Raw genomic sequence first — 23,443 nt, 5'->3', positions numbered from 1 at the left:
TACACGCTCAGTACGTGGTGGCCGCTATGAACAGCCGGATACTGCTTACGTTCGGAACCCGTCCGGAAGCCATAAAGATGGCGCCGCTTGTGAGGCGGCTCAAGAATACGAAGGGGATTGACTGTTTCGTTTGCGTGACGGGTCAGCATCGGGAAATGCTCGACCAGGTGTTGTCCCTATTTCGGATACGTCCTCATTTCGACCTGAACGTGATGAAGCGAGGCCAGGACCTTTATGACGTGACGACCTCCATCATGCTCGGCATGCGAGATGTGCTGACCGATTGCAGGCCGGACCTCGTTCTCGTGCACGGCGACACCACGACGACGATGGCGGCAAGTTTGGCTTCGTTCTACCAACGCATTCCGGTTGGGCACGTCGAAGCTGGTCTGCGGACCGGAAATCTCCTGTCGCCGTGGCCTGAGGAGGCGAACCGCAAACTGACCGGGGTGCTGGCGGCAACACATTTTGCGCCCACAGAGCGTGCGCGTCAGAACCTGCTTGCTGAAAACGTGCCAGACGATCGGATCGTAGTGACAGGCAATACGGTGATCGACGCACTGTTGCACGTACGTGAGTTGCTTGCGAACGATCCGCAGTTGCGCGCCTCAGCGGAGCGCCACTTACCGAACCTCGAGGCGGATCGGCGCATCGTTCTCGTTACGGGGCACCGCCGGGAAAGTTTCGGCGACGGATTCGAACGTATCTGCTCGGCGCTTGCGCAACTGGCACGTGCGCATCCAGACGCGGACATCGTGTACCCAATGCATCTCAATCCAAGCGTACGCGAGCCTGTGAACCGCCTTCTTTCAAATATTCCGAACGTTCATCTTATTGAGCCGCTTGACTATCTACCTTTTGTTTACCTGATGGATCGCGCGTTTCTGATTCTGACCGATTCTGGTGGCGTTCAGGAAGAGGCGCCATCGCTTGGAAAACCGGTGCTCGTGATGCGCGATACGACCGAACGGCAAGAAGCAGTGGATGCCGGCGTGGTGAAGCTTGTCGGAACCGATGCACAGAAGATTTTTGACGGCGCGTCGCAACTACTTTCTGACTCCAGGATGTATGACGCAATGAGCCGCGGCAGCAATCCGTACGGCGATGGCAACGCTTGCGAGCGCATCGCCCGCGCACTTACGGCAAATCCCCCGGCGGCGACCCTTGCGGCGTAACGGCAAACAGATAACTCTACAGATTGATCAATATGGAATTCGAAACTATTTCGGTAGTTGGACTCGGCTACATTGGCTTGCCGACTGCAGCAGCCTTCGCGGTGCGCCGAAAGCGCGTGATCGGTGTCGATGTCAATCAGCACGCAGTCGACACTATTAACAAGGGTGCTATTCACATTGTCGAACCCGAACTCGACATGCTCGTTCATGCAGCAGTTACGCAAGGCTATCTGCGAGCGACGACAGTGCCGGAACCCGCCGACGCGTTTTTAATCGCCGTGCCCACACCATTCGCCGACGGATTTCGGCCGGACCTAAGCTATATCGAGGCGGCGAGCCGTGCTGTTGCTCCTGTGCTTAAGAAGGGTGATCTGGTCGTGCTCGAGTCGACTTCTCCGGTGGGCGCAACCGAGCAGATGGCGGCATGGATGGCGGAACTTCGGCCTGATCTAAGCTTTCCGCAGCAGTCGGGTGAAAACTCGGACATTCGTATCGCGCATTGCCCTGAGCGTGTTTTGCCGGGGCACGTGATTCGCGAACTCGTTGAAAACGATCGTGTGATTGGTGGGATGACACCCCGATGCAGCGAACTGGCGCGCGAACTGTACCAAAGCTTCGTGCGCGGTGAATGCATTCTGACCGATGCTCGCACTGCTGAGATGTGCAAGCTTACCGAGAATTCGTTTCGGGACGTGAATATTGCGTTTGCAAACGAACTGTCGATCATCTGCGACAAACTTGATATCAACGTTTGGGAGTTGATTCGCCTTGCGAACCGACATCCGCGCGTAAGCATCCTGCAACCGGGGCCCGGCGTGGGTGGTCATTGCATCGCCGTCGACCCATGGTTCATCGTGGACTCCGCTCCGGAGCAGGCGCGCTTGATTCGTACCGCGCGAGCAGTGAACGACGATAAGCCAGGCTACGTGATCGACCGGGTCGAACGCGCGGCGCGGCGTTTCAAGGATCCGGTGATCGCGTGTCTTGGACTGGCGTTCAAGGCGAATATCGATGACCTCCGCGAAAGCCCGGCGTTGCATATCGCCAGCGAACTCGCGGAGCGATTCGCAGGACAAGTGGTGGTGGTCGAACCGAACGTCAGAACATTGCCGGAGGCGCTTGAAGGGAAAGCTCAGCTTTGCGAATTGACCGAAGCGCTGCTCAAAGCTGACATCATCGTCATTCTGGTCGACCATGCACAGTTCCGGCGCGTGGATCACGTGCGCTTCCAGGCCAAAGTTGTGATCGATACGCGTGGTGTGCTGGCGCATGCGTAAGCTTGCGCACTGCCTGGCGCGTCAATGCCGGGATATCTCGTGAGCGGCGAGCAGATGAAGCACGCCGGGTCCGCAACGAAGGCCGCGCGTATGCGCATGAACTTCCTTGCGTTGATGATGTGGCAGATCGGCAACTATATTGTGCCGCTGGCAACATTTCCGTACCTGACGCGCGTGCTTGGCGTGGCGCATTTTGGCGTGCTCGGCTATGCGACGGCGGTTGCAACCTACGGCATGCTAGTGACCGAGTGGGGATTCTTTCTGAGTGGCCCCAAGGCGGTGGTCGAATGCCGTGACCAGCCGAAGGTTCTTAACGAGCTCATCTGGTCGACGATGATCGCCAAGAGTTGTCTTTGTGCGATCTCGTTCATCGCGCTGCTGGTCGTCGCGCACTTTGATAGCAAGCTCGCATCGGTGTACCCCGTGGTATTCGCAGCGTGGCTGACGGTGATCGGCAATGTCTTTACATTGAACTGGCTGCTGCAGGGGCTGGAGCGGTTTTCCGTTTTTTCAACCGTGGCGCTAGCCGGACGCTTTTCCAGTTTGCCGCTGACATTCATTTTCGTGCATCACAGTAGCGATGTTGCAGTTGCAGCGGCAATACAGGGGTTGACGGCGGTCCTGACGGGACTGTTCTCGCTGGTTGCCGCATGGCGCCTCGGCGTTTTGCACCGCCCGAGCGTGTCGGCACATTCAGTTTGGCGGCGCATTCGGGAAAGTGCAGACATGTTTGTGTCGTCCGCATCGGTGAGCCTGTTCGGCGTAACGAATGCGGTCATTCTCGCGTCAACGACGACGCCTTATCAGGTGGGTATCTATATCGCGGCCGACAAGCTGAAGACCGTGGCCAATATGGTCCCGGCACAGATTAATACGGTGTGCTACCCGCGTGTTGCCGCGCTTTTCAGAGGGCACCCCTTGGCGGCTGCCCGGCTTACGGTGATCGGAACTGCAGCCACTGCGGTAACGACCGTTGCTGGAGTGGTCGCTGTCGCCTATCTCTCGGCGCCACTCGCGACAGTGTTGGGCACTGGTTTTGCAGCTTCGGCGTCGGTGCTGAAGCTGCTCAGCCTGGCAACCATCTTCGGCAATCTGGCTTATTTCCTCGGATTGCAGGTGCTTGTGCCGTTCGGGAATACGCGTATCCGCACGATGATGATGTTGGCTGCAGGCGTGCTGAATGTTGGGCTTGCAATTGTCCTGACGCCGCGTTTTGGCGCCGACGGGGCGGCGGCATCGCTTCTCGTTGCCGAGGTGGTGCTGCTCGGTATCTATGTGTTGATGATTTTGCGCAAGCCGTTGCTGCGCAACCACTTTACTCAATTGTTGAATCGATGATGGAGAGCAGAGTCCCTATTCACGTCATATCGTTATTGCGTTCGGGCCGTCGCGAGGCGATCGCCAAGGTATTGACTGATCATGACACTGCATTCCGTATCGAGGATGCGGTCGATGCGCGTGCGCTTACCGAAATCGAACTCAGTACCGCCTATGACGACAAAGCGGCGCGCCATCGTTACGGACGCGCAATGACCCCCGCTGAGGTCGCGTGCTTCATGAGTCATCGTTCAGTGTGGCGTGCGATTGCCGACACGGGACACGCCGCGGTGGTTCTCGAAGACGATGCGATCCTGGAGCCAGCATTTTTTGCCTGTGTGCTCCGGGCGAATGAGTTTGAGTTGTCTCGCTGCGCCGACATTGTATTGCTTGGACGATCCAAGTTGCGACGCGCGGCGTCGTTGTGGACGTACTTCAACGAACCGCTGAGGCGGGTCTCGACTGTCGAGGGGCTGAGAATTGGCGTTCCGTTCAAACAGTGGACTTCAGGGTCGGTGGGCTACTGGATGTCCGCACAAGCGGCCCGTAAGGCACTCGCCTACACGGACGGTCCAATCGGCACGCTGCTTGATGACTGGCCGTGGCATCGGGATCACGGTGCTGCTCGCGTGGTCGAACTCCGTCCCTATGCCGTGTGGGAGGACTTTGAACGACTAGCCAGCAGCATCGATCCGGAGCGCAAAGTGCGCATCGGTTCGCGTACGTGGGTGCATGACGCGACGCTTTGGCCGCTGCGCCTTCTGCGAACCACTGCTCGATGGGGCGCGGTCGCGTTAAACCGGCTTTCGTCTCCAGGCGAGGATGGAAGAGCACGTCATGAATAACCCAGCATCACTACACCGGCGAAGCGCCCAAAGTGGCGTGAGCGTGCAGAAATCAACACGACGGGCGCCAATCACGCTGGGGTGGATCATATTCGCTGGTGGTCTCGCGCTATCTCCGTTCGCGGATTTTCTATCGGTCAGAGCCGCGCACGGGTTCGACTCCGCAGGTGGCGATGCCCGTTATTCGTTGTTCGTTCGCGGGAGCATGGTTGCTGGGCTGCTGTTGGTATTGTTGGCGGGTAGCAGGTTGAAGAGGTCGAGTTGGCGCACTGCACTGTTGGCGGTGCTTGCGATTCTGGCGGCGGCCGTGACTTACGCGTTCGGCGATATGTCGAGCGCTGAGTTGGCGCAACAGATAGTGTTCGTTCTCAAAGTATTCTCTTTCTTTGTGTGCTTTGCGGCGCTATCGGGAATGAGTGCCCAGCAACTGGAAGAGCTCGAACCGATCATGCGCTTCACGCTGCTGGCCTACGCGTTGTCCATTGTCACGGGTGCGGTGTTTTCGATCGATATGTTTCGTAGTTATTGGGCCGACACGCAGATAAGGTCCGGCTACAAAGGTATCGTGTATGCGCAGAACGAAGCGTCGGCACTGATGATAGTGGGCCTGAGCTACGGTCTGCTCCGAGTGCTGAAGTCTGGTTGGTCGGTATGGAATGGCGCGCTGATTGGCAGTATTGTGTTGGCTTCGGGTCTGGTTGGCACGAAAGCCGCGATGGCCGGGACCGTCGCGGTGACCTGTTCGTACTTCTATGCCAGATATCGGGTGCCGAAGGCGACCGCTCGCGCGTTGGGTGTCGTCGGTACGTTGGCCGCTATCGCGGTTGTCGTCTATCTGGTGGTGCCGGGCGTTAAGAGCGCCGTTGCGCTTAGCCTGCAATATTTCATGTACCAGCATGGCCAGACTCGCGGCGCAGGCATGCTCACCATGGCCCTGTCCGGACGTGACGTCAAGTTTTCTAACGTATGGGACGACGTGGCGAAAGAGGGCTACGTGGCGCTGCTGACGGGGGGCTATCCGGTGGTGCGCTATCTCGTTGAGATCGACGTACCGGATCTGGTGTTGGCAATGGGCTTGCCGGTTTGTGTCCTCTACTTGTGGAGCATGGGCAAGGCGTTCCTTTATGGCGAGGGCGGCGCCATGCCGCGGTTTGGCAAGTGGTTTTTTATCGTTCTGATGGCGACGGCGTGTACGGCGGGGCACGTCCTCGTGTCCGCGATCATCAGCCCGTACTTGGCCATGATCGCTGTGCTTGTCAAGCGCGCCGCTGCCGAGCATCCCGCTTCAAGGGAAAAGTCCGGCGATGCGTAAGCTCAATGACTTTGACTCGAACGCGCACTATAGAGCGTCGCCGTTGCGGGTGCTGCACGTAGGACCGGGCCATGGGCAGCGAGGCGGCATTGCTTCGGTTCTCGCAGAACTCGGTGCTCAGCGAAACCAGTTCCAGCGCGAGGCGGTGGTGTTAGCGATCTTCGAAACACATGGATTCCAGAGCGTGAATTCTTTGTTGTGCTTTCTGCTGCTCGATATTCCGCGCTTTCTGATTGCGATGTTGAACGGCGTCGACCTGGTTCACTTCCATGTGTCGGTCCGCGGATCGTTTTACCGGAAATTCACCTTATACGTTCTTGCCAGGCTCATTGGAAAGAAGACGATTTTCCATCTGCATGCGGGAAACTTCCGCAAGTTCTGGACCAATAGTGGCTCATTCACGCGTAAAGCGGTGTCATGTTTTATTCGCGGGGCTGACGGCGTGGTGGCGGTGTCATCGGCGATTGCGGCCGAGCTTCAAGGATATCGCGGGGGGGCACATGGCCTCTATGTGATCGGAAACACCGCGTGTGAGGCCGAGGCGATGGCAGGTGCGGCGCTGCGTGACAGCTCTGACGCGCAAGGTACCGACGTCACGCCATACGTCGCTTTTGTCGGCAGATTTACGGAAGGAAAGGGGATTGACGAGCTGTTGAGAGCGACGGCGCTATTGACCCGTCAAGGACTGAACTTCCAATTGAGGTTGGCGGGGGGCGGCGACACAGACAGATGGGCGCGTGCGGCGATTGGTTACGGTATAGGCGATCAGGTGCGCTTCGTTGGCTGGCTGCAGGGCGATGAAAAGCTCGCGTTCTATCGCGACGCTCGCCTGTTTTGCATGCCGAGTCATTTCGAGGCATTTGGCATCTCGACGTTGGAGGCGATGTTTATCGGGCGACCGGTGATCGGCACCGGAGTGGGAGGTTTCCTGGATCTGGTCGAGGACGGGGTGACAGGTTATCTGGTACGCCCCGGAAGCGTGCGCGCACTTGCGAAAAGAATTCGGTTTCTGATAGAGCGCCCCGATATCGCGTATGCGATGGGGGAAGCAGCTGTGTCCCGGGCGCTAAGCCGCTATTCGGTTGGCGCGATAGTGAGTCAGTACGTTCACTGCTATCGGGTAGTGAACGATTCAAAAGGGGAGGAAGGTCTATGAACGTCATGCCCGGTTACCGATGGAGTCTGATTGGTATTTTTGGAATCCTATGTAGCGTAGTTAGCGCGCAGGAAATGGGTGTCGTCTGGACCGATCCGAAAATGACAGCGTTGGCGAGCACCTACGACAAGCTGTTCTCGACGACATGGAGCGGTGGCGTTGATGCGAACATCGGCGTTCAGGCGAATGTCGGCGATATAGCCGTAGTTGATGATCCGGTGATGCCAGGAAGGAAGGCCGTACGCGTTCATCTGTCAAAATCCGAAGACTTTTCGAAGATTGCCAACGGCGTCCCTCGTGCGGAGTTGATCTTCCCGAAAGCAGTGAGTTTTTCGCAAGGCTCAGACTATTTGCTGAGATGGAGCACCTTCATTCCTGCTGGGTTCAAGTTCGACACCAAACAGGCGGTCATTGTCACGCAGATCCATCAAGGAGAGTGGACGGGCGGCCCAACGATCGCGCTGAGCCTGCAAGGCAATCGGTACGCAATTTCCGAACGTGGAGGCGCAAATACAATGACCGTTTCGGCAGGGAAGTGGCTGTGTTGCGCCGAGGCCGATCAGGGCAAGTGGGTCAACTGGGCGCTGCGCTATGTTGCCGACGATTCAGGTCATCACGCATCGACTCAATTGTGGAAAGACGGGCATTCGGTGTTTGCATCGCAAGGGACGCCGAACGCCTATCCGGGGGTGCAGGACGCATATCTCAAGATGGGGTTGTACAAGGCCGGATGGAATGCGTCGCCATCCGATGTCAGTGAAATTACGCTGTTCTTCGGGCCGGTTTCGGTTTCGAAGAAATGAGTATCCCATCCGCGATAAACCATTGATTCGCGGAGGCTATAGAGAGTGGTTTTATGAAGCGCATTGAAATACTTGGATGTCCTATGGACTCGGCGACAATGGATGAAACCGTTTCCGCAATTTCAACGAGGATTGTCACGAAGCAGTTCACGCAACATGTTGCGGTCAACGTGGCGAAGCTCGTGCATATGCAGTCCGATAAGGAACTCGCGCAGTCAGTCCATTCCTGCGACCTGATCAGCGTCGATGGAATGGGGGTGGTCTGGGCAGCCCGGATGCTCGGCCATGCAGTACCGGAGCGTGTTACAGGCGTTGATCTGTTTGACAGGTTACTTGCGGAGGCGGCGAGGCTGGGACTGCCGGTATATCTGCTCGGCGCGACGGAGGAGGTTGTCGCGCGGGTGGCCGCGATATGCGAGAGACGTTATTCAGGACTTCGGATTGCCGGCTATCACCACGGCTATTTTGGCGAAGATCAACAACCGGTTGTCGACTGCATCCGCGAGTCTGGCGCGCGGATGCTTTTCGTGGCGATTACGTCACCCGCCAAGGAAAACTTCATTAACCGCTGGAAAGGCACGCTCGGTGTCGACTTTGTAATGGGAGTTGGCGGGACGTTCGATGTGGTGGCGGGTAAAGTCAGCCGCGCACCTCGTTGGATGCAAAGGGTGGGACTGGAATGGTTTTTTCGTGTCCTGCAGGAGCCGCGCCGAATGTGGCGTCGCTATCTGGTTACCAATAGCAGGTTCGCGCTGATGTTGGGTAAGGCGCTGATCGTAGAGCGGTAGCAGGTCGTGGGGATGAGTGGGCAACCGCTCCGGCTTCTTTAAACAGGACGAGATTCATGCTGCATATCTATCGGCTTGCACATCTGCTTTATCGCTTGCGCGTGCCCTTTCTACCTTGGGGCTTGAAGGTGCTTAACCGTGTTGTCTTCTCGGTGTCCCTGCCACCTTCGGTAACGGTTGGGCGCAATGTGGTATTCGGCTATCAGGGGCTCGGCATCGTCGTTCATCGGCAGGCGGTACTCGGTAGCAACATCATTATTGCGCCCAATGTGGTGATTGGAGGGCGAGGGCGTCCCGGCGCGCCCGTCATTGAAGACGATGTGCTTATTGGTGCGGGAGCATGCATTCTGGGCCCGGTGACTATTGGGCGCGGAGCGAAGATTGGTGCGAACGCTGTTGTGATGATCGACGTGCCGCCTAACGCCACGGCGGTGGGCGTCCCAGCTCGCGTGCTTGGCGTGGATTGACTTACCCCCTCCGAACCAGCAAAAAACTCACCCCAATCGCCCCAAGAAACGCCCCACAGCAGCGATTGAACCACCGCCGAACCTTCGCACGAACCAGCCACTTGCCAAGGTGCATCCCCGCCCACGAGTAAAGCGCGATCGCCACCCACTCAAGCACCAGGAAACTCGCACCGAGCACCGCGAATTGCGGCAGCATCGGCTTGGCGATATCGACGAACTGCGGCAAGAACGCGGTGAAAACCAGAATCGCCTTCGGATTGCCGGCAGCAACGAGGCATTCCTGCCGCGCGATCCGCCACAGCGACGCGTCGTCTTGCTGCATCGTGTCGATCGCGGGGGCGTCGCTGCGCCACAACTGTATCGCCAGCCAGATCAGGTAGGCGGCGCCCGCCAGTTTGATCGCTAGAAAGAACCACTCGGATGCATGCAACACAACGGCGAGACCGGTTGCAGCCAACACCAGCATCAACGCGAACGCGACAAGCCGGCCGGTGCCGCCGACGAAGGCCGTCATGAAGCCGTGGCGCGCGGCGACGTTAATCGACAGAAGATTGTTTGGGCCGGGCGCGAGGTTGATCGCGAAGCAGGCGGGCAGGAAGAACAGCCAGGCGGTGAGGGACATGACGGCTCGCACGGAGAAAGGCACGGGATTGCGACGAACGGGCGTGCGCGGAGCCGCGGGCGCCTGTAACGCCCTGATTCCGCGATTTCCCGATATTTGCCGATTGTAGCGAATCGGCGAGCCGTGCCGATTCAGTCCGCGCGTTCAATTCACCGATTTAACAAAGCCCGGGTCGCTGATCAGCGCATCGACGCTCAGCTTGACCGTGTCTTCGATGGCGATGGTATTGCTGGTGAATTTGGGTGACTTCTGCCGGACTGTCTTCGTGGTCGAGAACACCACTTTCTGGCTCGCGGCATCGGTCACGACGTAGCGCATTTTCAGTGTCCAGTATGCAGGTGAGCGCGTGTCGTCCACCGTGAACTTCTCGATGCTTCCGCTCAAAACCCTGCGGCCTTCGGTGAGATGAAAACCGGCAATCTGCAACCTGCTGGCGATGCTGTTGCGCACGGCCTCGTTGATGTCGCTTTTGAGCACGATGCCGGTCATTGCCGTGTTTTCGATCCGGTTCGGCGAAACCTGGCCGTTGCGCGCAGCCATGTACACGAAGTCGCGAGCAGGGGCGACGCTGAGCCAGCCGGTGGAGTGCGCGGCCGCGCGCGGTGGACTATTCAGGCCGAACCACGACCAGGAGCAGGCAGACAGCATCAACGGCAGTGCTACGGCGCCACAACCCTTGAGCACAGTGGATCTCAAGGCCGGACGCATGGGACCATGCGATTGCCGCTGAGATTGGCTCTGGTGCGGCGACTTGGGCGCTGTGCTGGAAAAAGCGGCGGTCGAGGTCAGAGGGGTTGCCTTTTAAGTTGAGTCATCCCGGTACAGAGCAGCATGGTAACAGCGAGCCGATCCCATTCGTCTTCTTAACAGGATCAGGGGCCGGAATTCGCGACCGATTGAAACGGCCCCGCTCATCATAACGGGCCGTTTCTTCAATAGGCACTGCGTCATTAGAGGATAGCTGCTACCCATGCCGCATCCGCGCGCTCACATCGATGCGCTGGCGGTTGTTCCAGTTGTCTCACGACAATAACCGTCGCGCGTGAAAATCGCGAGACTTGCGCGTCATCTCATGCAGGCCGCTATATCCATCATTACGTGTCGATCGGCGTGTGATTTCGGCGAAGCTGCGTGGCATAATCTCCCGGCTTTCATTTCTCCAACATCTCGCCCTATGCTGCGCCGCCATCTGCAGAAGATCGGCAGTATCCTCGGATTGCTCGCAATCCTGATGGCAACGCTCGCACCTACGGTGTCGCAGGCGTTGAATGCGCGGGATCGTCTCGACGCGGCGTTGGTCGACCATTGTTCGGCGCAGGCCGATGCGTCGACGAGCAGTGGCGCAAGTGACTCGCATTCGCTGGCGTTTCATTGGGAAGCATGCGGCTATTGCGGATTGCTCGCACATTTCCCGGCCGTGCCACCGGTGCCGCTTGCCTTCGCGACTCAAGCAGCTTTCGCGCATACCGCTGTCGTCCACGGCAGCGTCAGCGCACCGTCCGTTACGCCGCATCTGTCCGCGCAGCCCCGCGCCCCACCTGCCGCCGTTATCTGATTCCCACCGGTCTGCCTGCATGCCAGGTGTGGCGTGCTCGCGCATGAATGCCGCTGTTGCGACGACGACGCGCATGCCTGCCTGAGCGCGCAGACCCTCTTTCCTTCGCCACCGGCTTTTATCGTTAGCTAGCAGAGCCTGCGCGTGCTTGCATGCGCACGCCTGTGCCTGTTGGCGTGTGCTTGCCGCGTGGCCCATTCACACGCGTATTCGACCTGATCGAATGCGCGCGATATGCCACATTCAAAAAAGACGCTGCCACGATGCAGCGCCGGGACCTCATCCTATGTATCGATTCATCAAAAGAAGCGGCGCGCTGTCGAGCGCCGCGGTTTTCTTCGCTACGCACGCGCTTGCGCAGACCAGCAAACCCTCCGACGTTTCGGAGCCGAAACTATTGGCGCCGGTTGTTGCGCAAGGGCAGGCCGGGCATTCTCTAACGTCCAGCACGCCGGTTCAGCAGAAGCGCAAGCTCGACGAAACGGCGGGTTCAGTGGGCTTTGTGGATAGCGAGTCGTATACGAACACGTATGCCTTTACCCTGCGCGACGTGCTGAAGGACGTGCCGGGCGTGTTCGTGCAGAACCGCTATGGGCAGGAGTTGCGTCTGTCGATCCGCGGCTCGGGGATTGCGCGTTCTTATCACACACGCGGGCTGGAAATCCTGCAGGACGGCATACCGACCAATCAGGCCGACGGCAGCGGCGATTATTATCAGATCGATCCGCTCGCGTTGCAGGCAACCTTGGTCTACAAGGGCGGCAACGGGCTCGCTTACGGGTCTTCGACGCTTGGCGGCGCGATCGATTTTCTGACGCCAACTGCACACACAGCGGTCGCGCCGAACATCTTGCGGCTCGAAGGCGGCAGTTTTGGCACGGTGCGCAGCAGTGCGCAGTTTTCGCGCGTGGTGGGGCCACTCGATTTCATCGGCACGTTCACGGTCGATCATAACGACGGCTTTCGCCAGCATTCGCGCGGTCAATATGAGCAGTTCAACGCCAACATCGGTTACCGCTTCAGTCCGAACGTCGAGACGCGCTTCTATCTCGGCGCATACATCGTCGATCAGCAATTGCCGGGTACGCTCAGCCTGAGCGATGCGCTGAACAATCCAACCAAAGCTGCCGCTAGCGCGTTGTCAGGCGACCAGGCGCGCAACACACGCACGGAGCGGATCGCGAACCGCACGACGGTGAAACTCGACGTCGGCCAGCTCGACATCGACACGTGGGCCATCCACAAGAGCCTCTATCACCCGATCTTTCAGGTCATCGACCAGGACGGCTGGACCTATGGCGTGGCGCCTCGTTATACGGCAACGCTGAACCTCGGCGGCATGCGCAACGACGTGATTGCGGGCGCACGCTTTTTCGGCGGCAATACGCAGGCGCGGCAGTACGTGAACGTTGCCGGCAATCGTGGCACGCAGACACTCGACGCGTCGCAGAACGCCTACAACTACGAGGCCTACGTCGAGAACCGGCTGTTTTTCCTGCCGACCGTCGCGCTGATGACAGGAGTCAAGGCGCTGCGTGACGTGCGTGAATATGTTGACCACGGCGGCCTCGCTGCCGACCCAACCTATAAATCGGCGAGCCAGACCTACAACGGCATCAATCCGAAGCTCGGTTTGTTGTGGCAGCCGAATCGCGAGATTCAGGCCTTTGTCGACATTACCCGCAGCCAGGACACGCCGGATTTCACCGACCTCGCGCAGTCGTTCGCATCGACCACGCGCTTTACGCCGTTGCAGTCGCAACATGCGTGGACGCTGGAGGTCGGGACGCGCGGCACGCGTGGCGCGGTGAGTTGGGACCTCACGGCGTATCAGTCGATGGTGCGCGATCAGTTGCTGCAGTACACGACGAATCCGGATATTCCGGCCGCTACCTTCAACGCCAACAAGACCGTGTTGCGCGGCATTGAAGCGGGTGCTTCGGTCGATGTGTGGCGCGATGTTTTCAAGCCGGGCTCGGGAGACCGGATTACGCTGTCGGGGCTATGGAATCTGAGCGATTTCCGTTTCAAGGACGATCCGCAGTACGGATCCAACCGGATTGCCGGCGTGCCGGTCAACGTGCTGCGCGCCGCGTTGAGCTATGCGCGGCCAGACGGTTTTCATGTGTCGGCGACCGTGGATTGGGTGCCCGCCGGCGCCTGGGCCGATGATGCCAACACGCTGCGCGTGCCGGGATACACCTTGCTGGGCCTGCAAGCCGGAATGGATTTCCGCAATGGCGTGTCGGTGTTCGTCGATGCCAGGAATCTGACCAACAAGCGCTACGTTAGCGATATCAGCACGGTGGCCAATGCCGCTACCGCGAGTGGGGCGATCTTTTATCCCGGGGAGGGAAGGAGTGTTTTTGCCGGCATAAGATACGCGTTCTGATTCTGCGTTTGCCCTCTTCGCGACGAGCGCGGAGGGCAAATGCGATCAGAAGAAACCGGCCTTGCCCTGAGTCATATCCACGAGCGCCAGCCGTGCATCGTCGACCGCGTTGACCGGAAGCCGGATCGTCATCTTCACCAGCATCCCGTAAGTGCTGTCGACGAGTCCATAGCCTTCGGCTTCGATCCATCTGCGCACTTTCGCTTCGTCGGCATAACTCACTTCGACGATCAGCGTGACCTGAGCAATCCGCTCCACCCGTGGCGCATCCAGTAGGGCCGAGGCAATCGCATCGGTGTACGCTCGCACGAGCCCGCCGGCACCCAGTTTGACGCCGCCGTAATACCGCACGACGGCCGCGAGCACGCCGTCCAGATCATGATGCCGCAGCACTTCAAGAATGGGGCGGCCCGCGGTCCCCGAGGGCTCGCCGTCGTCGGACATGCCTGACTGACCGCCCGCCAGCAGCGCCCAGCACACATGCGTCGCGCCGGGATGCTCGTCGCGCAGACGCCGCAACTCGGCCATCGCGGCGTCGCGGTCGGCGACCGGTATCGCATGCGCGATGAAACGGCTCTTACGGATTTCGAGTTCCGCGCTGAGCGGCGCGGGCAGGGTATAGGTGGGCAAGGCTAAGACTTCAGTGGACGGAAAAGTTGCGGACTCATGGGGCGTGTGCATCTCACGCAGCCCCGTGCCCGCCATGGTAACGGATCGCCGACGGCTAATCGGCGAATGTCTATAATCGACTGCTGAACGCGCCCTGTCCACTGAACGAGGCGCGCCACCCAGGAGATGACATGCTCGACCTTTCAACGCTAGGAACGTTTGTCGCCGTTGTACTAGGGCTCTTTCTGATTCCCGGTCCGGCCGTGCTGCTGGTTTTGACGCGCACGGTGCATGGTGGGCGCAAGGCCGGCATACTCACCGGTCTCGGTATCGCCGTGGGCGATTTCATCCATACGCTAGGCGCGGCGGTCGGGCTGTCGGCCCTGCTGATGACCTCGGCACTTGCCTTCAATGCCGTGAAATTCGTCGGCGCGGCGTACCTGGTCTACCTGGGCATTCGCGCGTTGCGCGAGAAACAGGCGAGCACGCATTTGCCGGCGGTCGCGCCAGTATCCGCTTCCAAGGCCTTCTTTCAGGCGATTCCTGCCGAAGTGTTGAATCCCAAGACCGCGCTGTTTTTCCTTGCCTTCCTGCCGCAGTTCGTTCACCCGGAGCACGGCTCGTCATTCCTGCAGTTCGCGACGCTCGGATTGATCTTCGTGGGCATGAGCGCGCTTTATACAACGCTGATCGTGCTGACCATTCGTCCGTTGGGCAAACTCGTCAAGCGCATGACATGGCTTAGCCGCTGGCAGAACAAGATTATCGGCGTGCTGTTTATTTCGCTCGGCCTGCGCGTTGCGACGCAAACGCGCTGATTCAGCGGGACCGACCTTGCCGCGCGCCGTGCCTAAGTTCGGGCGCGCGCAGAAATACGCCGGTTAGCTCGGGCACCGTGCCCGAGCTAGATATTCCGCCGCTGCCGCCTCAAGCGGCCTTCACGTGCGTATTCCATCTGGCCCTGAGTGCGCACGGCGAGCTTTTCCTGTGCGGCGCGGCTCATCTGCCGCGTATCGTCGATATCCCCCACACGCAGCACCTCTTGCGCGATCCGTATGCGTAGTGTCATTAATGGCTCGCCGCGCTCGACTAGCGAGCGGTCGGCGGCACGCGCCTGCTGGACGCCGCTGTCGATCAGGTTGCGCAATTCCAGCAACGTGAGCCGTTGGCGCTGGATCTCGAGGATAAGCCGATGAATGGCCTGCTCATCGCACGTGCGCCACCAGGCGCGCAGTTCAGCGAGCGTGGGAGGGTCGAAGGGAGGAAGGTGCATTGCTCAGACGAAAATTACTGTATATGCATACAGTATAGCCCGTCTTTTTACGGAAACGCGTAGCGCGTGTCGAGCGAATATCAGCCCCGTCAAAAGGGCGCGGTTACGACGCTCAGCTGAGCGCGAGCATGATGGACGTGGAGACCACGATGATGAAAAGACAGGCGGCAGTCAGTACATCGTACGGATAGTTCATGTCGGGACCATAGCGCGTCGGATGAATCGAGCCATGATAGGTGTAACCGTTCGCCGTGACTGTCAACCATTGCAAAGGCCTGGTTAGCTGCCCGCATCGCCGCATAGCAACGCCACCCTTGCAACAGCCGTGGCCCGCAACGACGCGCGCGAATCGCCCGCGCGGGAGCGTAACGCGAGGCTGTGCAAAATCGCCGACGCAAGCTTCGGGAGACGGCCGGCCTCGATATAACGTTCGAGCGTGGTCAGATACAACGCGCGTTTGTCGCCGGATGCGGCATACAGGCCCGGGTGGTTCATGCTCGCTCGCCACGCGGATTTCTCTGTATGAAGCGGGGGCGCAGGCCGGAAAAATTCAGGTCGATACAAAGTCGAAGCAGCTGGCGGATGGTTCGGACTTCTATTCGAACAACGCGCTCGGCCAGATCAGTCGTCGCTTTGCTGGCAGAAACGGCGCCCCGGAATGTGCGACACGACCGCCTGTGCGATTTCGAGTGGCGTGCTTTCCGCGGGCACCACGCGGCGGCTCGACTCGGGGGTGTGTTTCATGGTCCATTCGACGAGCCTGTACGAGCGTCCCCAAGGGGGCTGCAAAGGGTCCGAGACTTTGCACGAGTGGATCTGGCGCACCCATTCGTTGCCGGGCATCGCGCGCAAATACTCGAATACCGTGTCTTCCACCATGGTTTGACTCCTTGTTCGCAGGCATGCTGCCCATGTATCCGCGCGTCGGCGACACCCCCGGAGAAAAAAGCGCCGCCGATGTTCTGGCGGCTCAACAGGGGATGTTGAGTGTGATAGTTACAGGTAAGAATTAAGCCAAACTTAAAAGCCAAACTTAAGCGCGCGACCGGATTCCCGCACTGAGTCCGTTTGCCCGATCGTCTCGTCAAGCCGCTGTTTTACGCGCGCGATGATCCAACCCTCAAGACCTCACAGAATTGGCCGTTATTACAGCGATTGGGGCCGCCGACCTCGCTCCGCCTTCGGGCTCGCATCGATAACGTGACGAATCTCGCTCAAACGCCGCTCTCAGACCGCCTTCGCTCGCTCGTCGATACGGTGCAGCACAATGAGCGCACGCTGCGCCGCTTCCAGAACGTCGAGTTGAGGTTGATCGGCGCTCAGGATTTCACGTCGTTTCTCGACACGCTGTTTAGCCATCTGCCGCGAGAATTCTCGCTGGCGAGCGTCGTGTTATGGCTCGACGACCGCGCGCCGATGTTGCTCGAACTCCTCGAGCCGGGCGCTTTGCATGCGCTCGATCAAGCCAATCTGAGAACCTCGCGCGAAGGTGGTCTCGCCGCCCAGGGGCTGTGCGACGCGGGACGGCCGTGGCTGGGCAAGCTGAACGAACTGGATGAAATGGCGCGCCGCGCGTTCTTCGGCGACATCGATACGCCGGCTAGCGCGATCTTGTTGCCGCTTGCCGCCGGCGATACCGCCAGTGGCTATCTGTGCCTCTGCAGCGACGATCCCGCGCGTTTTGCCGAAGGCATGGCGACGGATATTCTGGAACGCTTTGCAAGCATCGTGACGGCGAGTCTCGACAACGTCGCGCATCGCGAGCGGCTCAAGCAACTCGGTATGACCGATTCGCTGACCGGCCTCGCCAATCGCCGCTACTTCGACGAACGGCTGCGCGAGGAGATCATGCGCGCCGTCCGGTATGGCGTGCCGGTCGCGTGTCTGTTCATCGATATCGACAATTTCAAGCTGATCAACGACACCTACGGGCACCAGACCGGCGACCGCGCGCTGGCGGCGGTGGCGGCCTGTGTGCGGCAGCAGGTGCGGCTGGGCGACACCGTGGCGCGTTACGGCGGCGAAGAATTCACCGCGCTGCTGCAAGGCGATCGGGCCGATGCGCTGACGGTAGCCGAGCGTGTGCGGCAGGCGGTCGAAAAACTGGATTTGCAGGACGACCACGGCGAACGAATTGCACTGACTGTGTCGGTTGGCGTGGCGGCGCGCACGATTACCGGCACGCCGGCCGAGGCGGCCGTGCACGGTCACGCGATGATAGAAGAAGCCGATCGGGCGATGTACTGCGCCAAACGCAATGGCCGCAACCGCATCGAAGCGCTGATGCAAGCGGCCAGCAATAGCGCTGCACGCTGACCCTTGCTGCGGCAACGGCAGCGCGCGTAATTTGACGGAGCAGCGGAGACCCTCACGCGTCCGGCGGCACGCCCAGCAATTGCAGCGCGCCACCCGTCACCGCGCCGAACACGGGGCCGGCCACCGTGCCTCCGTAGAACGCTTTGCCGGCCGGGTCGTCGATCATGACGGCGACGATCAGCCGTGGATCGCTCATCGGCGCCATGCCGACAAACAGCGCGCGGTAACGGTTTTTCGCGTAAGTGGCGCCGACCTGTTTGCGCGCCGTGCCGGTTTTGCCGCCGATCCGGTAGCCTTCCACTGCCGCTGCGCGCCCCGTGCCGCCCGGACCCGTGGCCATTTCGAGCATCAAGCGGATCGCGCGCGCGGTGGCGGGCGTCGTGACCGCATGGCCTGTGTCCGCCGCCGGCGCCGCGCGGGCCGCACCCGCGTCCCTGTCCGCGCCCTGGTCCTTGCGCAACAGACTCACGTGATGCAGGGTGCCGTCGCCGGCATAGGCGGTGTAGACCTGCGCAATCTGCAGCAGCGAAGTGGACAGGCCGTAGCCATAGGCCATGGTCGCCTGTTCGATTGGACGCCAGCGTTTGTACGGGCGAACCTTGCCCGACGCGACACCCGGAAAGGTCAAGTCCGGCCTCAATCCGAGCCCGTATTCCTGATACTTGTTCCAGATCGTTTCGGCGGGCAGATTCAGCGCAAGCTTGGCAAGTGCGATATTGCTCGACTTCTGCACCGCTTCGGCAACCGTCATGGCGCCATGATTCGACGTGTCGTGAATCACGGCGGGGCCGATCTTGTACCAACCCGGCGCGGTATCGATGATGCTTTGCGGCCGCACCTTGCCTTCGTCGATCGACAGTGCGACGACGACCGGCTTGATCGTCGAACCCGGCTCGAAGGTGTCGACCACCGCGCGATTGCGCAGTTGCCTTCCGGTTAGCCGCGCGCGATCGTTCGGATCGAAGCTCGGATAATTGGCGAGCGCCAGAATCTCGCCGTTACGCGCGTCGAGCACCACCACGCTGCCGGCTTCAGCATGATGTTTGGCGATGGCGTCCTTCAGTTGGGTGTAGGCGAGCTGCTGAATGCGCCGGTCGATCGTCAGGTGGATCGTGTCGCCGTTTTGCGCGGGTACCAGCGGCCGGGTCTCGGATACCACCCGGCCCAGCCGGTCGCGGATCACTTCGCGCTGGCCCGGCACGCCGAGCAGTTGTTCGTTGGCGGCGAGTTCGACGCCTTCCTGGCCGTTGTCCTCGATATCCGTGAAGCCAACCACGTGCGCGGCCGATTCGCCTTCCGGATAAAAGCGTTTCGAATCCGCGATTTGCGTGATGCCTGCGAGGCCGAGTTTGTTCAGATGGTCGGCGGTGTCCGCATCCACCTGGCGCTTGAGCAGCACGAAGGTCTTGTCGCCATTCAGACGCCGGCGCAGTTCCGCCAACGGCAGGTCGAGCAGCTTCGACAGCGGTGCGAAGGCGGCTTCGTCGAGCAGCTTGGGGGAGGCCCAGATCTCATAGGTCGCGAGGCTAACGGCGAGCAGCGAGCCATTACGGTCGACGATGCGCCCGCGTGCGGCATCGAGTTCGAGGGTGCGCTGATAGCGTTTTTGCCCCTGATCGACGTAGAAATCCTGATTGACGATCTGCACCCAGAACGCGCGCGCAACCAGCGACGCGAACGCGCTGAACACCAGCAGGATGACGAGTTTCGAGCGCCACATCGGCAGGCGCGCGGCCAGCAAATGGTTCTTCGCGACGGGCGCGTACGGATCATGCGACTGCGATTTCTTCTTTTGGACCATGAGTGCGGTGAGCGAGCAGCGCTCGCGTGGCGGGCTGAAACCGGCAACGCCGGCGGCCTGTTACGCGTGACTGTCGAGCGGGCTCCTCGAATGAAAGCCGCACGCGCGTGGCGTGCTGCGGGATTAGCTTGCGCCGCCCGAATCGGCGGCGGTGAATACCTTGAGTTGCCAGCGAAACCGCACGGCCAGCATGCGCACCGTGAAGCCGCCTGCCAGCACCACGATGGAAGCCGGCCCCGACGCGACATCGCAGGCTTGCAGGGCCACATACAGTGCGCCCGCGCCGAGCGCGATGCTGGCGTACAGTTCCTCGCGCAGCACGAGCGGTATCTGATTGCACAGCAGGTCGCGCAGCATGCCGCCGCACACGCCGGTGATCGCGCCTGCCAGCACGACGATGGCAGGGCTCACGTCGAGTGTCGCGGCAACATCGCAACCGATGATCGTGAACGCGATCAGGCCGATGGCGTCGACCGTGACAAACAGCCCTTGCCAGTTGCGCAACCATCTGGCGCCGGCCGCGGCAATCGACGTCGCCCCAATTGTAATCAGAACGTAATCTGGATGCGAGATCCATGCAAGGGGATAGTGGCCGAGCAACACGTCGCGCACCGTGCCGCCGCCCAGTGCGGTGACGGTGCCGACGAGGCATAGGCCGAAGCGGTCCATGCCGCGGCGCATGCCCATCATGGCGCCGGACATGGCTTCGGCGACGATCGCAAGCAGGTAGAGGGAATGGAGCAACATGGCGGCGAGCCTTGGTGGGGCGGCGCTCGCGAGATCAAGGACTCCGCGCATCGGAGCTTGCCGCGAGGCGCGTGTTCGAAAGCGGCCATTATCGGAAGCGGCGGCTCTTGATGAAAATTTCTTAAGCCGAATTCGGCACTGCCAAATTCGGCTTAATTTCGTTGCGGGATCGAGCGAAGTAAGCGTTTGCTGAATGACAGGGGCTTTATTCCGATCTTTTTGAAGCGGACGTGGCTGTGGCCTGAGCCGTCGCCCCGAGCGCCCACAAAAAAGCCGCGCGGACTTGAAAATCCGTGCGGCTGGTTCGTTCGATTAATGCGTCTACTCCGACGCGGCGTGTTAAAGAGGCGCTCTCTGCCTGTTGGGCGCCTTCTTTTTTCTCCGACGTTCTCAGGCCGGCAACGCGAAGCTCGAGATCGCCTCGCGCAATACGCCGACCTGGTCCTTCAGCGAATGGGCGGCGGCTGCGGCCTGTTCGACGAGCGCGGCATTCTGTTGCGTGACCTGATCCATTTCGCCGACTGCGCGATTGACCTGTTCGATGCCCGCGCTCTGTTCGCGCGACGCATTGCTGATTTCCTCGAGGATTTCGTTCACGCGGCGCACCGACTGCACGATCTCGCCCATGGTCGAACCCGCGTTGGCGACTAGCGACGCGCCGGCTTCGACGGTGTGAGTGGACGTTTCTATCAACGCCTTGATTTCCTTCGCGGCTGTGGCCGAGCGCTGTGCGAGGCTGCGCACTTCGGCGGCGACCACGGCGAAGCCGCGTCCCTGTTCGCCCGCGCGGGCTGCTTCGACGGCCGCATTGAGCGCGAGGATGTTGGTCTGGAACGCGATGCCGTCGATCACACCGATGATGTCGCCGATCTGCCGCGAGCTGCTGGTGATCTCGCCCATCGTGCGCACCACGTCGTCGACCACGCGGCTGCCGCGCGTGGCCACATCCGCAGCCTGGCCGGCGAGATGGGCGGCCTGCAGCGCGCTGTCCGCGTTCTGCTTCACGTTGACCGTCATCTGATCCATGCTCGACGCCGTTTCGACGAGCGCCGCGGCTTGCTCCTCGGTGCGTTGCGACAGATCCGTGTTGCCGGCGGCGATTTCGGTTGCGCCGATGTTGATGTTTTCGGTGCCCAGACGCACGCGCGACACCGTATCGACGAGACCTGCCTGCATGGTGTGGAGCGCGTGCAGCAGACTGTTGGTGTCGTTCGTGTGTATCGGCACGCGCGTGGCGAGGTTGCCGCGCGCCATGAGTTGAGCCGCTTCGACCGCGACTTCCAAGTCGCCGCCGAGTGTGCGGCGGATGCTGCGCAATACCAGCAGCATGACCGCGGTCGCGATTGCGCCGAGCGTCACGGTGATGACGAGCCAGCGCAGCAGATTGGCGTAGAACGCGTTCTGCACGTCGTCCATGTACATGCCGGTGACGAGATACCAGTCCCACGGCGCGAAGCGCAGCGAGAAGCTGGTTTTCGCCACGGGTTTGTCGCTGCCGGGCTTGGACCAGAGATAGTCGACGTAGCCGCCGCCGTCGTGATTACCTGCCTCGACGATATCGGTGAAGAGGTGATTGCCGGCCGGGTCGGTGAATTGAGTCAGGTTTTTGCCGACCAGTTCCGGTTTGAACGGGTGCATTAGCATGACCGATTGCGAGTTGTTGACGGAGATGTAGCCGTCTTTGCCGTAGCGCATCGCGGCGAGTGTTTCTAGCGCCTGTTTTTTGGCTTCGTCTTCGGTGATTGTGTGTTGCTGGGCTACGGTGTAGTAGCGGTTGACGATGTGATTCGCCTGGTCGATCAGCGAGGCGAGTTGGTCACGGCGGTCCGAGATCATCGACGCACGGTTTTGCCATGCGCCGAAGCCGCCGATCAGGATCAGGCCGGTCCAGAGGACGGCGATCATTGAGGCTAGTTTTTTGTTCAGAGTCATAGCGGGAGGGGTTTCGCTTTCGCTTTCGCGAGGTGGTCGGTCAAGGGCTCTTTCTGTAGTTCGCTTGCAGCGAGTGGCTTGTCGCTTACTGTGTTTACGGGTTCTTGTTCGTTGCTCCGCAGGGAGGGGAAACCCGTTGTTTTTATTTGTCTGATCAAAAGGGGGTTATGCCGTTGGGCTTTTTTTGTATTGATTGTGGTCTGTTCTGGTGTTGGTCTTTTGGCCTTTCCTTGCTTTGTTAGTGGTCTATTAGCGTTGCCCCTGTGCGGGGCGGCACCTACTTTTCTTTGCCTGCCGCAAAGAAAAGTAGGCAAAAGAAAGCGGCTCAAACCGCTAATTCTTAAGCGGGTCCCCCGCGCAGCCACGGTAGTGGTGCATCTGGAATCCGTGCCCCCGCGCACTCCGCGTTAGCGACAAGGCGCTCATCAGCTCCCACTCCGCACTGCGTGCTTCGCGGACGGGTCTGCCAGGGAAACCAGCGGCTTCGCTTCGCGCAGCGGGGGCCGTCGGCTTCGCCTCGGCGAGATGCCCCCGCTCTGATTGGCCAACCCCACTTCAATGAAATGGCGTGCGTCGCATTCGCGGTGCAATCGCGATCGCTGCCGCGGTTGCGCTTGCAGCAGCGAAGCAACGGCGAGTTAGGGAAAGGCGCAAACGCGATAGCGAAACGGCATCGAGGGAGCAGCGAGGCAACAACGAATCAGGGAACGGGACAAACGGGAGAATGAAACCGCAGCCCGGTGGCAGCGACGCAACGGCGAGCTGGGAAGGGACCAAACCGCGGAAGCGAAAATCCGGCGGCCGGTTTTATGAGCCGGGTATCGGCGCGCGCAGCGCCGCCGGAGGTATGACGGCCTTGTCACTAAAGCCGAATGTGCGAGAACGCAGATTCCAGATGCACCACTACCGTTACTGTGCGGGGGACCCGCTTAAGAATTAGCGGTGTGAGCCGCTTTCTTTGCTTATCTTGTATATTGGTCCCAGTGTCCGGAAACTGATCCTTTCCGTTCACCGGAAGCGGTAGCCCGTTTTGCTTACCGGGGCTCACAGCCCGAA

The 23,443-nt window shown here is 60.3% G+C and carries 23 protein-coding genes; 13 read left to right on the top strand and 10 right to left on the bottom strand.

Annotation, left to right across the window (positions count from 1 at the left end; all coding sequences use genetic code 11):
* Nucleotides 1–26: 26 nt before the first annotated feature.
* The 9 genes from wecB (at nucleotide 27) to HWX91_RS11210 (ending at nucleotide 9,140) form a co-directional block, all read left to right on the top strand.
* Nucleotides 27–1,175: a non-hydrolyzing UDP-N-acetylglucosamine 2-epimerase gene (gene wecB / locus HWX91_RS11250; RefSeq protein ID WP_042273509.1), complete on the top strand. Its 1,149-nt coding sequence runs from the start codon at nucleotides 27–29 to the stop codon at nucleotides 1,173–1,175.
* A 32-nt stretch (nucleotides 1,176–1,207) separates the two neighbouring features.
* Nucleotides 1,208–2,452 carry a UDP-N-acetyl-D-mannosamine dehydrogenase gene (gene wecC, locus HWX91_RS11245; protein WP_028193838.1) on the top strand — a complete coding sequence of 415 codons (1,245 nt, stop codon included), beginning with the start codon at nucleotides 1,208–1,210 and terminating at the stop codon, nucleotides 2,450–2,452.
* 39 nt (nucleotides 2,453–2,491) lie between these two features.
* Nucleotides 2,492–3,790: a flippase gene (locus HWX91_RS11240; protein ID WP_028193837.1), complete on the top strand. Its 1,299-nt coding sequence runs from the start codon at nucleotides 2,492–2,494 to the stop codon at nucleotides 3,788–3,790.
* Complete coding sequence (locus HWX91_RS11235; RefSeq protein WP_028193836.1) at nucleotides 3,787–4,614, top strand: glycosyltransferase family 25 protein; 828 nt, start codon at nucleotides 3,787–3,789, stop codon at nucleotides 4,612–4,614. The genes HWX91_RS11240 and HWX91_RS11235 overlap by 4 nt, the downstream gene beginning before the upstream one ends.
* Nucleotides 4,607–5,926, top strand: a complete 1,320-nt coding sequence (locus tag HWX91_RS11230) for an O-antigen ligase family protein (RefSeq protein ID WP_042273519.1) — start codon at nucleotides 4,607–4,609, stop codon at nucleotides 5,924–5,926. The genes HWX91_RS11235 and HWX91_RS11230 overlap by 8 nt, the downstream gene beginning before the upstream one ends.
* The gene (locus HWX91_RS11225) at nucleotides 5,919–7,082 is read left to right on the top strand and encodes a glycosyltransferase family 4 protein (protein WP_028193835.1); all 1,164 of its coding nucleotides are present in this window, start codon (nucleotides 5,919–5,921) and stop codon (nucleotides 7,080–7,082) included. The genes HWX91_RS11230 and HWX91_RS11225 overlap by 8 nt, the downstream gene beginning before the upstream one ends.
* Nucleotides 7,079–7,885: a heparin lyase I family protein gene (locus HWX91_RS11220; RefSeq protein ID WP_025648115.1), complete on the top strand. Its 807-nt coding sequence runs from the start codon at nucleotides 7,079–7,081 to the stop codon at nucleotides 7,883–7,885. The genes HWX91_RS11225 and HWX91_RS11220 overlap by 4 nt, the downstream gene beginning before the upstream one ends.
* Before the next feature lie 98 nt (nucleotides 7,886–7,983).
* Nucleotides 7,984–8,673 carry a WecB/TagA/CpsF family glycosyltransferase gene (locus tag HWX91_RS11215; protein WP_279614211.1) on the top strand — a complete coding sequence of 230 codons (690 nt, stop codon included), beginning with the start codon at nucleotides 7,984–7,986 and terminating at the stop codon, nucleotides 8,671–8,673.
* A gap of 56 nt (nucleotides 8,674–8,729) precedes the next feature.
* Nucleotides 8,730–9,140 carry a serine O-acetyltransferase gene (locus HWX91_RS11210; RefSeq protein ID WP_025648112.1) on the top strand — a complete coding sequence of 137 codons (411 nt, stop codon included), beginning with the start codon at nucleotides 8,730–8,732 and terminating at the stop codon, nucleotides 9,138–9,140.
* A gap of 1 nt (nucleotide 9,141) precedes the next feature.
* Here the strand turns inward: HWX91_RS11210 and HWX91_RS11205 are convergent, their stop codons facing one another.
* Nucleotides 9,142–9,762, bottom strand: coding sequence for a LysE family translocator (locus HWX91_RS11205; protein WP_028193833.1), 621 nt, complete (start codon nucleotides 9,760–9,762; stop codon nucleotides 9,142–9,144).
* Between the two features lie 144 nt (nucleotides 9,763–9,906).
* Nucleotides 9,907–10,470 carry a hypothetical protein gene (locus HWX91_RS11200; protein WP_221306724.1) on the bottom strand — a complete coding sequence of 188 codons (564 nt, stop codon included), beginning with the start codon at nucleotides 10,468–10,470 and terminating at the stop codon, nucleotides 9,907–9,909.
* A 466-nt stretch (nucleotides 10,471–10,936) separates the two neighbouring features.
* On the opposite strand from HWX91_RS11200, the gene HWX91_RS11195 reads away from it, so the two are divergent.
* Nucleotides 10,937–11,317 carry a DUF2946 domain-containing protein gene (locus tag HWX91_RS11195; protein ID WP_028193831.1) on the top strand — a complete coding sequence of 127 codons (381 nt, stop codon included), beginning with the start codon at nucleotides 10,937–10,939 and terminating at the stop codon, nucleotides 11,315–11,317.
* Between the two features lie 286 nt (nucleotides 11,318–11,603).
* Entirely contained in the window at nucleotides 11,604–13,709 is a 2,106-nt protein-coding gene (locus HWX91_RS11190) for a TonB-dependent receptor family protein (protein ID WP_028193830.1), read from the top strand.
* Between the two features lie 45 nt (nucleotides 13,710–13,754).
* On the opposite strand, the gene HWX91_RS11185 is transcribed toward HWX91_RS11190, so the two are convergent.
* Nucleotides 13,755–14,390 (bottom strand): IMPACT family protein, encoded by a 636-nt coding sequence (locus tag HWX91_RS11185; protein WP_035519199.1) that lies wholly within the window; start codon nucleotides 14,388–14,390, stop codon nucleotides 13,755–13,757.
* 119 nt (nucleotides 14,391–14,509) lie between these two features.
* On the opposite strand from HWX91_RS11185, the gene HWX91_RS11180 reads away from it, so the two are divergent.
* Nucleotides 14,510–15,136: a LysE family translocator gene (locus HWX91_RS11180; RefSeq protein WP_028193829.1), complete on the top strand. Its 627-nt coding sequence runs from the start codon at nucleotides 14,510–14,512 to the stop codon at nucleotides 15,134–15,136.
* 86 nt (nucleotides 15,137–15,222) lie between these two features.
* On the opposite strand, the gene HWX91_RS11175 is transcribed toward HWX91_RS11180, so the two are convergent.
* The 4 genes from HWX91_RS11175 to HWX91_RS11160 form a co-directional block, all read right to left on the bottom strand.
* A complete protein-coding gene (locus tag HWX91_RS11175; protein ID WP_028193828.1) occupies nucleotides 15,223–15,591 on the bottom strand; it encodes a hypothetical protein in 369 nt (122 codons plus the stop codon).
* Nucleotides 15,592–15,703: 112 nt separating this feature from the next.
* Nucleotides 15,704–15,862, bottom strand: coding sequence for a hypothetical protein (locus HWX91_RS11170; RefSeq protein WP_156034494.1), 159 nt, complete (start codon nucleotides 15,860–15,862; stop codon nucleotides 15,704–15,706).
* A gap of 8 nt (nucleotides 15,863–15,870) precedes the next feature.
* Nucleotides 15,871–16,086 (bottom strand): hypothetical protein, encoded by a 216-nt coding sequence (locus HWX91_RS11165; protein ID WP_028193827.1) that lies wholly within the window; start codon nucleotides 16,084–16,086, stop codon nucleotides 15,871–15,873.
* A 126-nt stretch (nucleotides 16,087–16,212) separates the two neighbouring features.
* A complete protein-coding gene (locus tag HWX91_RS11160; protein ID WP_028193826.1) occupies nucleotides 16,213–16,470 on the bottom strand; it encodes a DUF2866 domain-containing protein in 258 nt (85 codons plus the stop codon).
* 321 nt (nucleotides 16,471–16,791) lie between these two features.
* Between HWX91_RS11160 and HWX91_RS11155 the strand changes: the two genes are divergently transcribed.
* Nucleotides 16,792–17,907 (top strand): GGDEF domain-containing protein, encoded by a 1,116-nt coding sequence (locus HWX91_RS11155; protein ID WP_028193825.1) that lies wholly within the window; start codon nucleotides 16,792–16,794, stop codon nucleotides 17,905–17,907.
* A gap of 52 nt (nucleotides 17,908–17,959) precedes the next feature.
* On the opposite strand, the gene HWX91_RS11150 is transcribed toward HWX91_RS11155, so the two are convergent.
* From HWX91_RS11150 to HWX91_RS11140, 3 genes are all read right to left on the bottom strand, one after another.
* The gene (locus tag HWX91_RS11150) at nucleotides 17,960–19,708 is read right to left on the bottom strand and encodes a peptidoglycan D,D-transpeptidase FtsI family protein (RefSeq protein WP_028193824.1); all 1,749 of its coding nucleotides are present in this window, start codon (nucleotides 19,706–19,708) and stop codon (nucleotides 17,960–17,962) included.
* Between the two features lie 123 nt (nucleotides 19,709–19,831).
* The gene (locus tag HWX91_RS11145; RefSeq protein ID WP_028193823.1) at nucleotides 19,832–20,455 is read right to left on the bottom strand and encodes a trimeric intracellular cation channel family protein; all 624 of its coding nucleotides are present in this window, start codon (nucleotides 20,453–20,455) and stop codon (nucleotides 19,832–19,834) included.
* 390 nt (nucleotides 20,456–20,845) lie between these two features.
* Nucleotides 20,846–22,387, bottom strand: coding sequence for a methyl-accepting chemotaxis protein (locus HWX91_RS11140; RefSeq protein WP_028193822.1), 1,542 nt, complete (start codon nucleotides 22,385–22,387; stop codon nucleotides 20,846–20,848).
* Nucleotides 22,388–23,443 lie beyond the last annotated feature (1,056 nt).

Origin of the sequence: Paraburkholderia fungorum (genome assembly GCF_902833645.1) — a bacterium.
Lineage (GTDB): Bacteria > Pseudomonadota > Gammaproteobacteria > Burkholderiales > Burkholderiaceae > Paraburkholderia > Paraburkholderia fungorum.
Note: the sequence above shows the minus strand (reverse complement) of the source record. Positions and strands in the feature narration are given on the sequence as shown.

Coding starts and splice junctions, on each gene's coding strand:
- wecB (WP_042273509.1), top strand. CDS start 27: ATGAACAGCCGGATACTGCTTACGTTCGGAACCCGTCCGGAAGCCATA.
- wecC (WP_028193838.1), top strand. CDS start 1,208: ATGGAATTCGAAACTATTTCGGTAGTTGGACTCGGCTACATTGGCTTG.
- HWX91_RS11235 (WP_028193836.1), top strand. CDS start 3,787: ATGATGGAGAGCAGAGTCCCTATTCACGTCATATCGTTATTGCGTTCG.
- HWX91_RS11230 (WP_042273519.1), top strand. CDS start 4,607: ATGAATAACCCAGCATCACTACACCGGCGAAGCGCCCAAAGTGGCGTG.
- HWX91_RS11225 (WP_028193835.1), top strand. CDS start 5,919: ATGCGTAAGCTCAATGACTTTGACTCGAACGCGCACTATAGAGCGTCG.
- HWX91_RS11220 (WP_025648115.1), top strand. CDS start 7,079: ATGAACGTCATGCCCGGTTACCGATGGAGTCTGATTGGTATTTTTGGA.
- HWX91_RS11215 (WP_279614211.1), top strand. CDS start 7,984: ATGGATGAAACCGTTTCCGCAATTTCAACGAGGATTGTCACGAAGCAG.
- HWX91_RS11210 (WP_025648112.1), top strand. CDS start 8,730: ATGCTGCATATCTATCGGCTTGCACATCTGCTTTATCGCTTGCGCGTG.
- HWX91_RS11205 (WP_028193833.1), bottom strand. CDS start 9,762: ATGTCCCTCACCGCCTGGCTGTTCTTCCTGCCCGCCTGCTTCGCGATC.
- HWX91_RS11200 (WP_221306724.1), bottom strand. CDS start 10,470: ATGCGTCCGGCCTTGAGATCCACTGTGCTCAAGGGTTGTGGCGCCGTA.
- HWX91_RS11195 (WP_028193831.1), top strand. CDS start 10,937: ATGCTGCGCCGCCATCTGCAGAAGATCGGCAGTATCCTCGGATTGCTC.
- HWX91_RS11190 (WP_028193830.1), top strand. CDS start 11,604: ATGTATCGATTCATCAAAAGAAGCGGCGCGCTGTCGAGCGCCGCGGTT.
- HWX91_RS11185 (WP_035519199.1), bottom strand. CDS start 14,390: ATGCACACGCCCCATGAGTCCGCAACTTTTCCGTCCACTGAAGTCTTA.
- HWX91_RS11180 (WP_028193829.1), top strand. CDS start 14,510: ATGCTCGACCTTTCAACGCTAGGAACGTTTGTCGCCGTTGTACTAGGG.
- HWX91_RS11175 (WP_028193828.1), bottom strand. CDS start 15,591: ATGCACCTTCCTCCCTTCGACCCTCCCACGCTCGCTGAACTGCGCGCC.
- HWX91_RS11165 (WP_028193827.1), bottom strand. CDS start 16,086: ATGAACCACCCGGGCCTGTATGCCGCATCCGGCGACAAACGCGCGTTG.
- HWX91_RS11160 (WP_028193826.1), bottom strand. CDS start 16,470: ATGGTGGAAGACACGGTATTCGAGTATTTGCGCGCGATGCCCGGCAAC.
- HWX91_RS11150 (WP_028193824.1), bottom strand. CDS start 19,708: ATGGTCCAAAAGAAGAAATCGCAGTCGCATGATCCGTACGCGCCCGTC.
- HWX91_RS11145 (WP_028193823.1), bottom strand. CDS start 20,455: ATGTTGCTCCATTCCCTCTACCTGCTTGCGATCGTCGCCGAAGCCATG.
- HWX91_RS11140 (WP_028193822.1), bottom strand. CDS start 22,387: ATGACTCTGAACAAAAAACTAGCCTCAATGATCGCCGTCCTCTGGACC.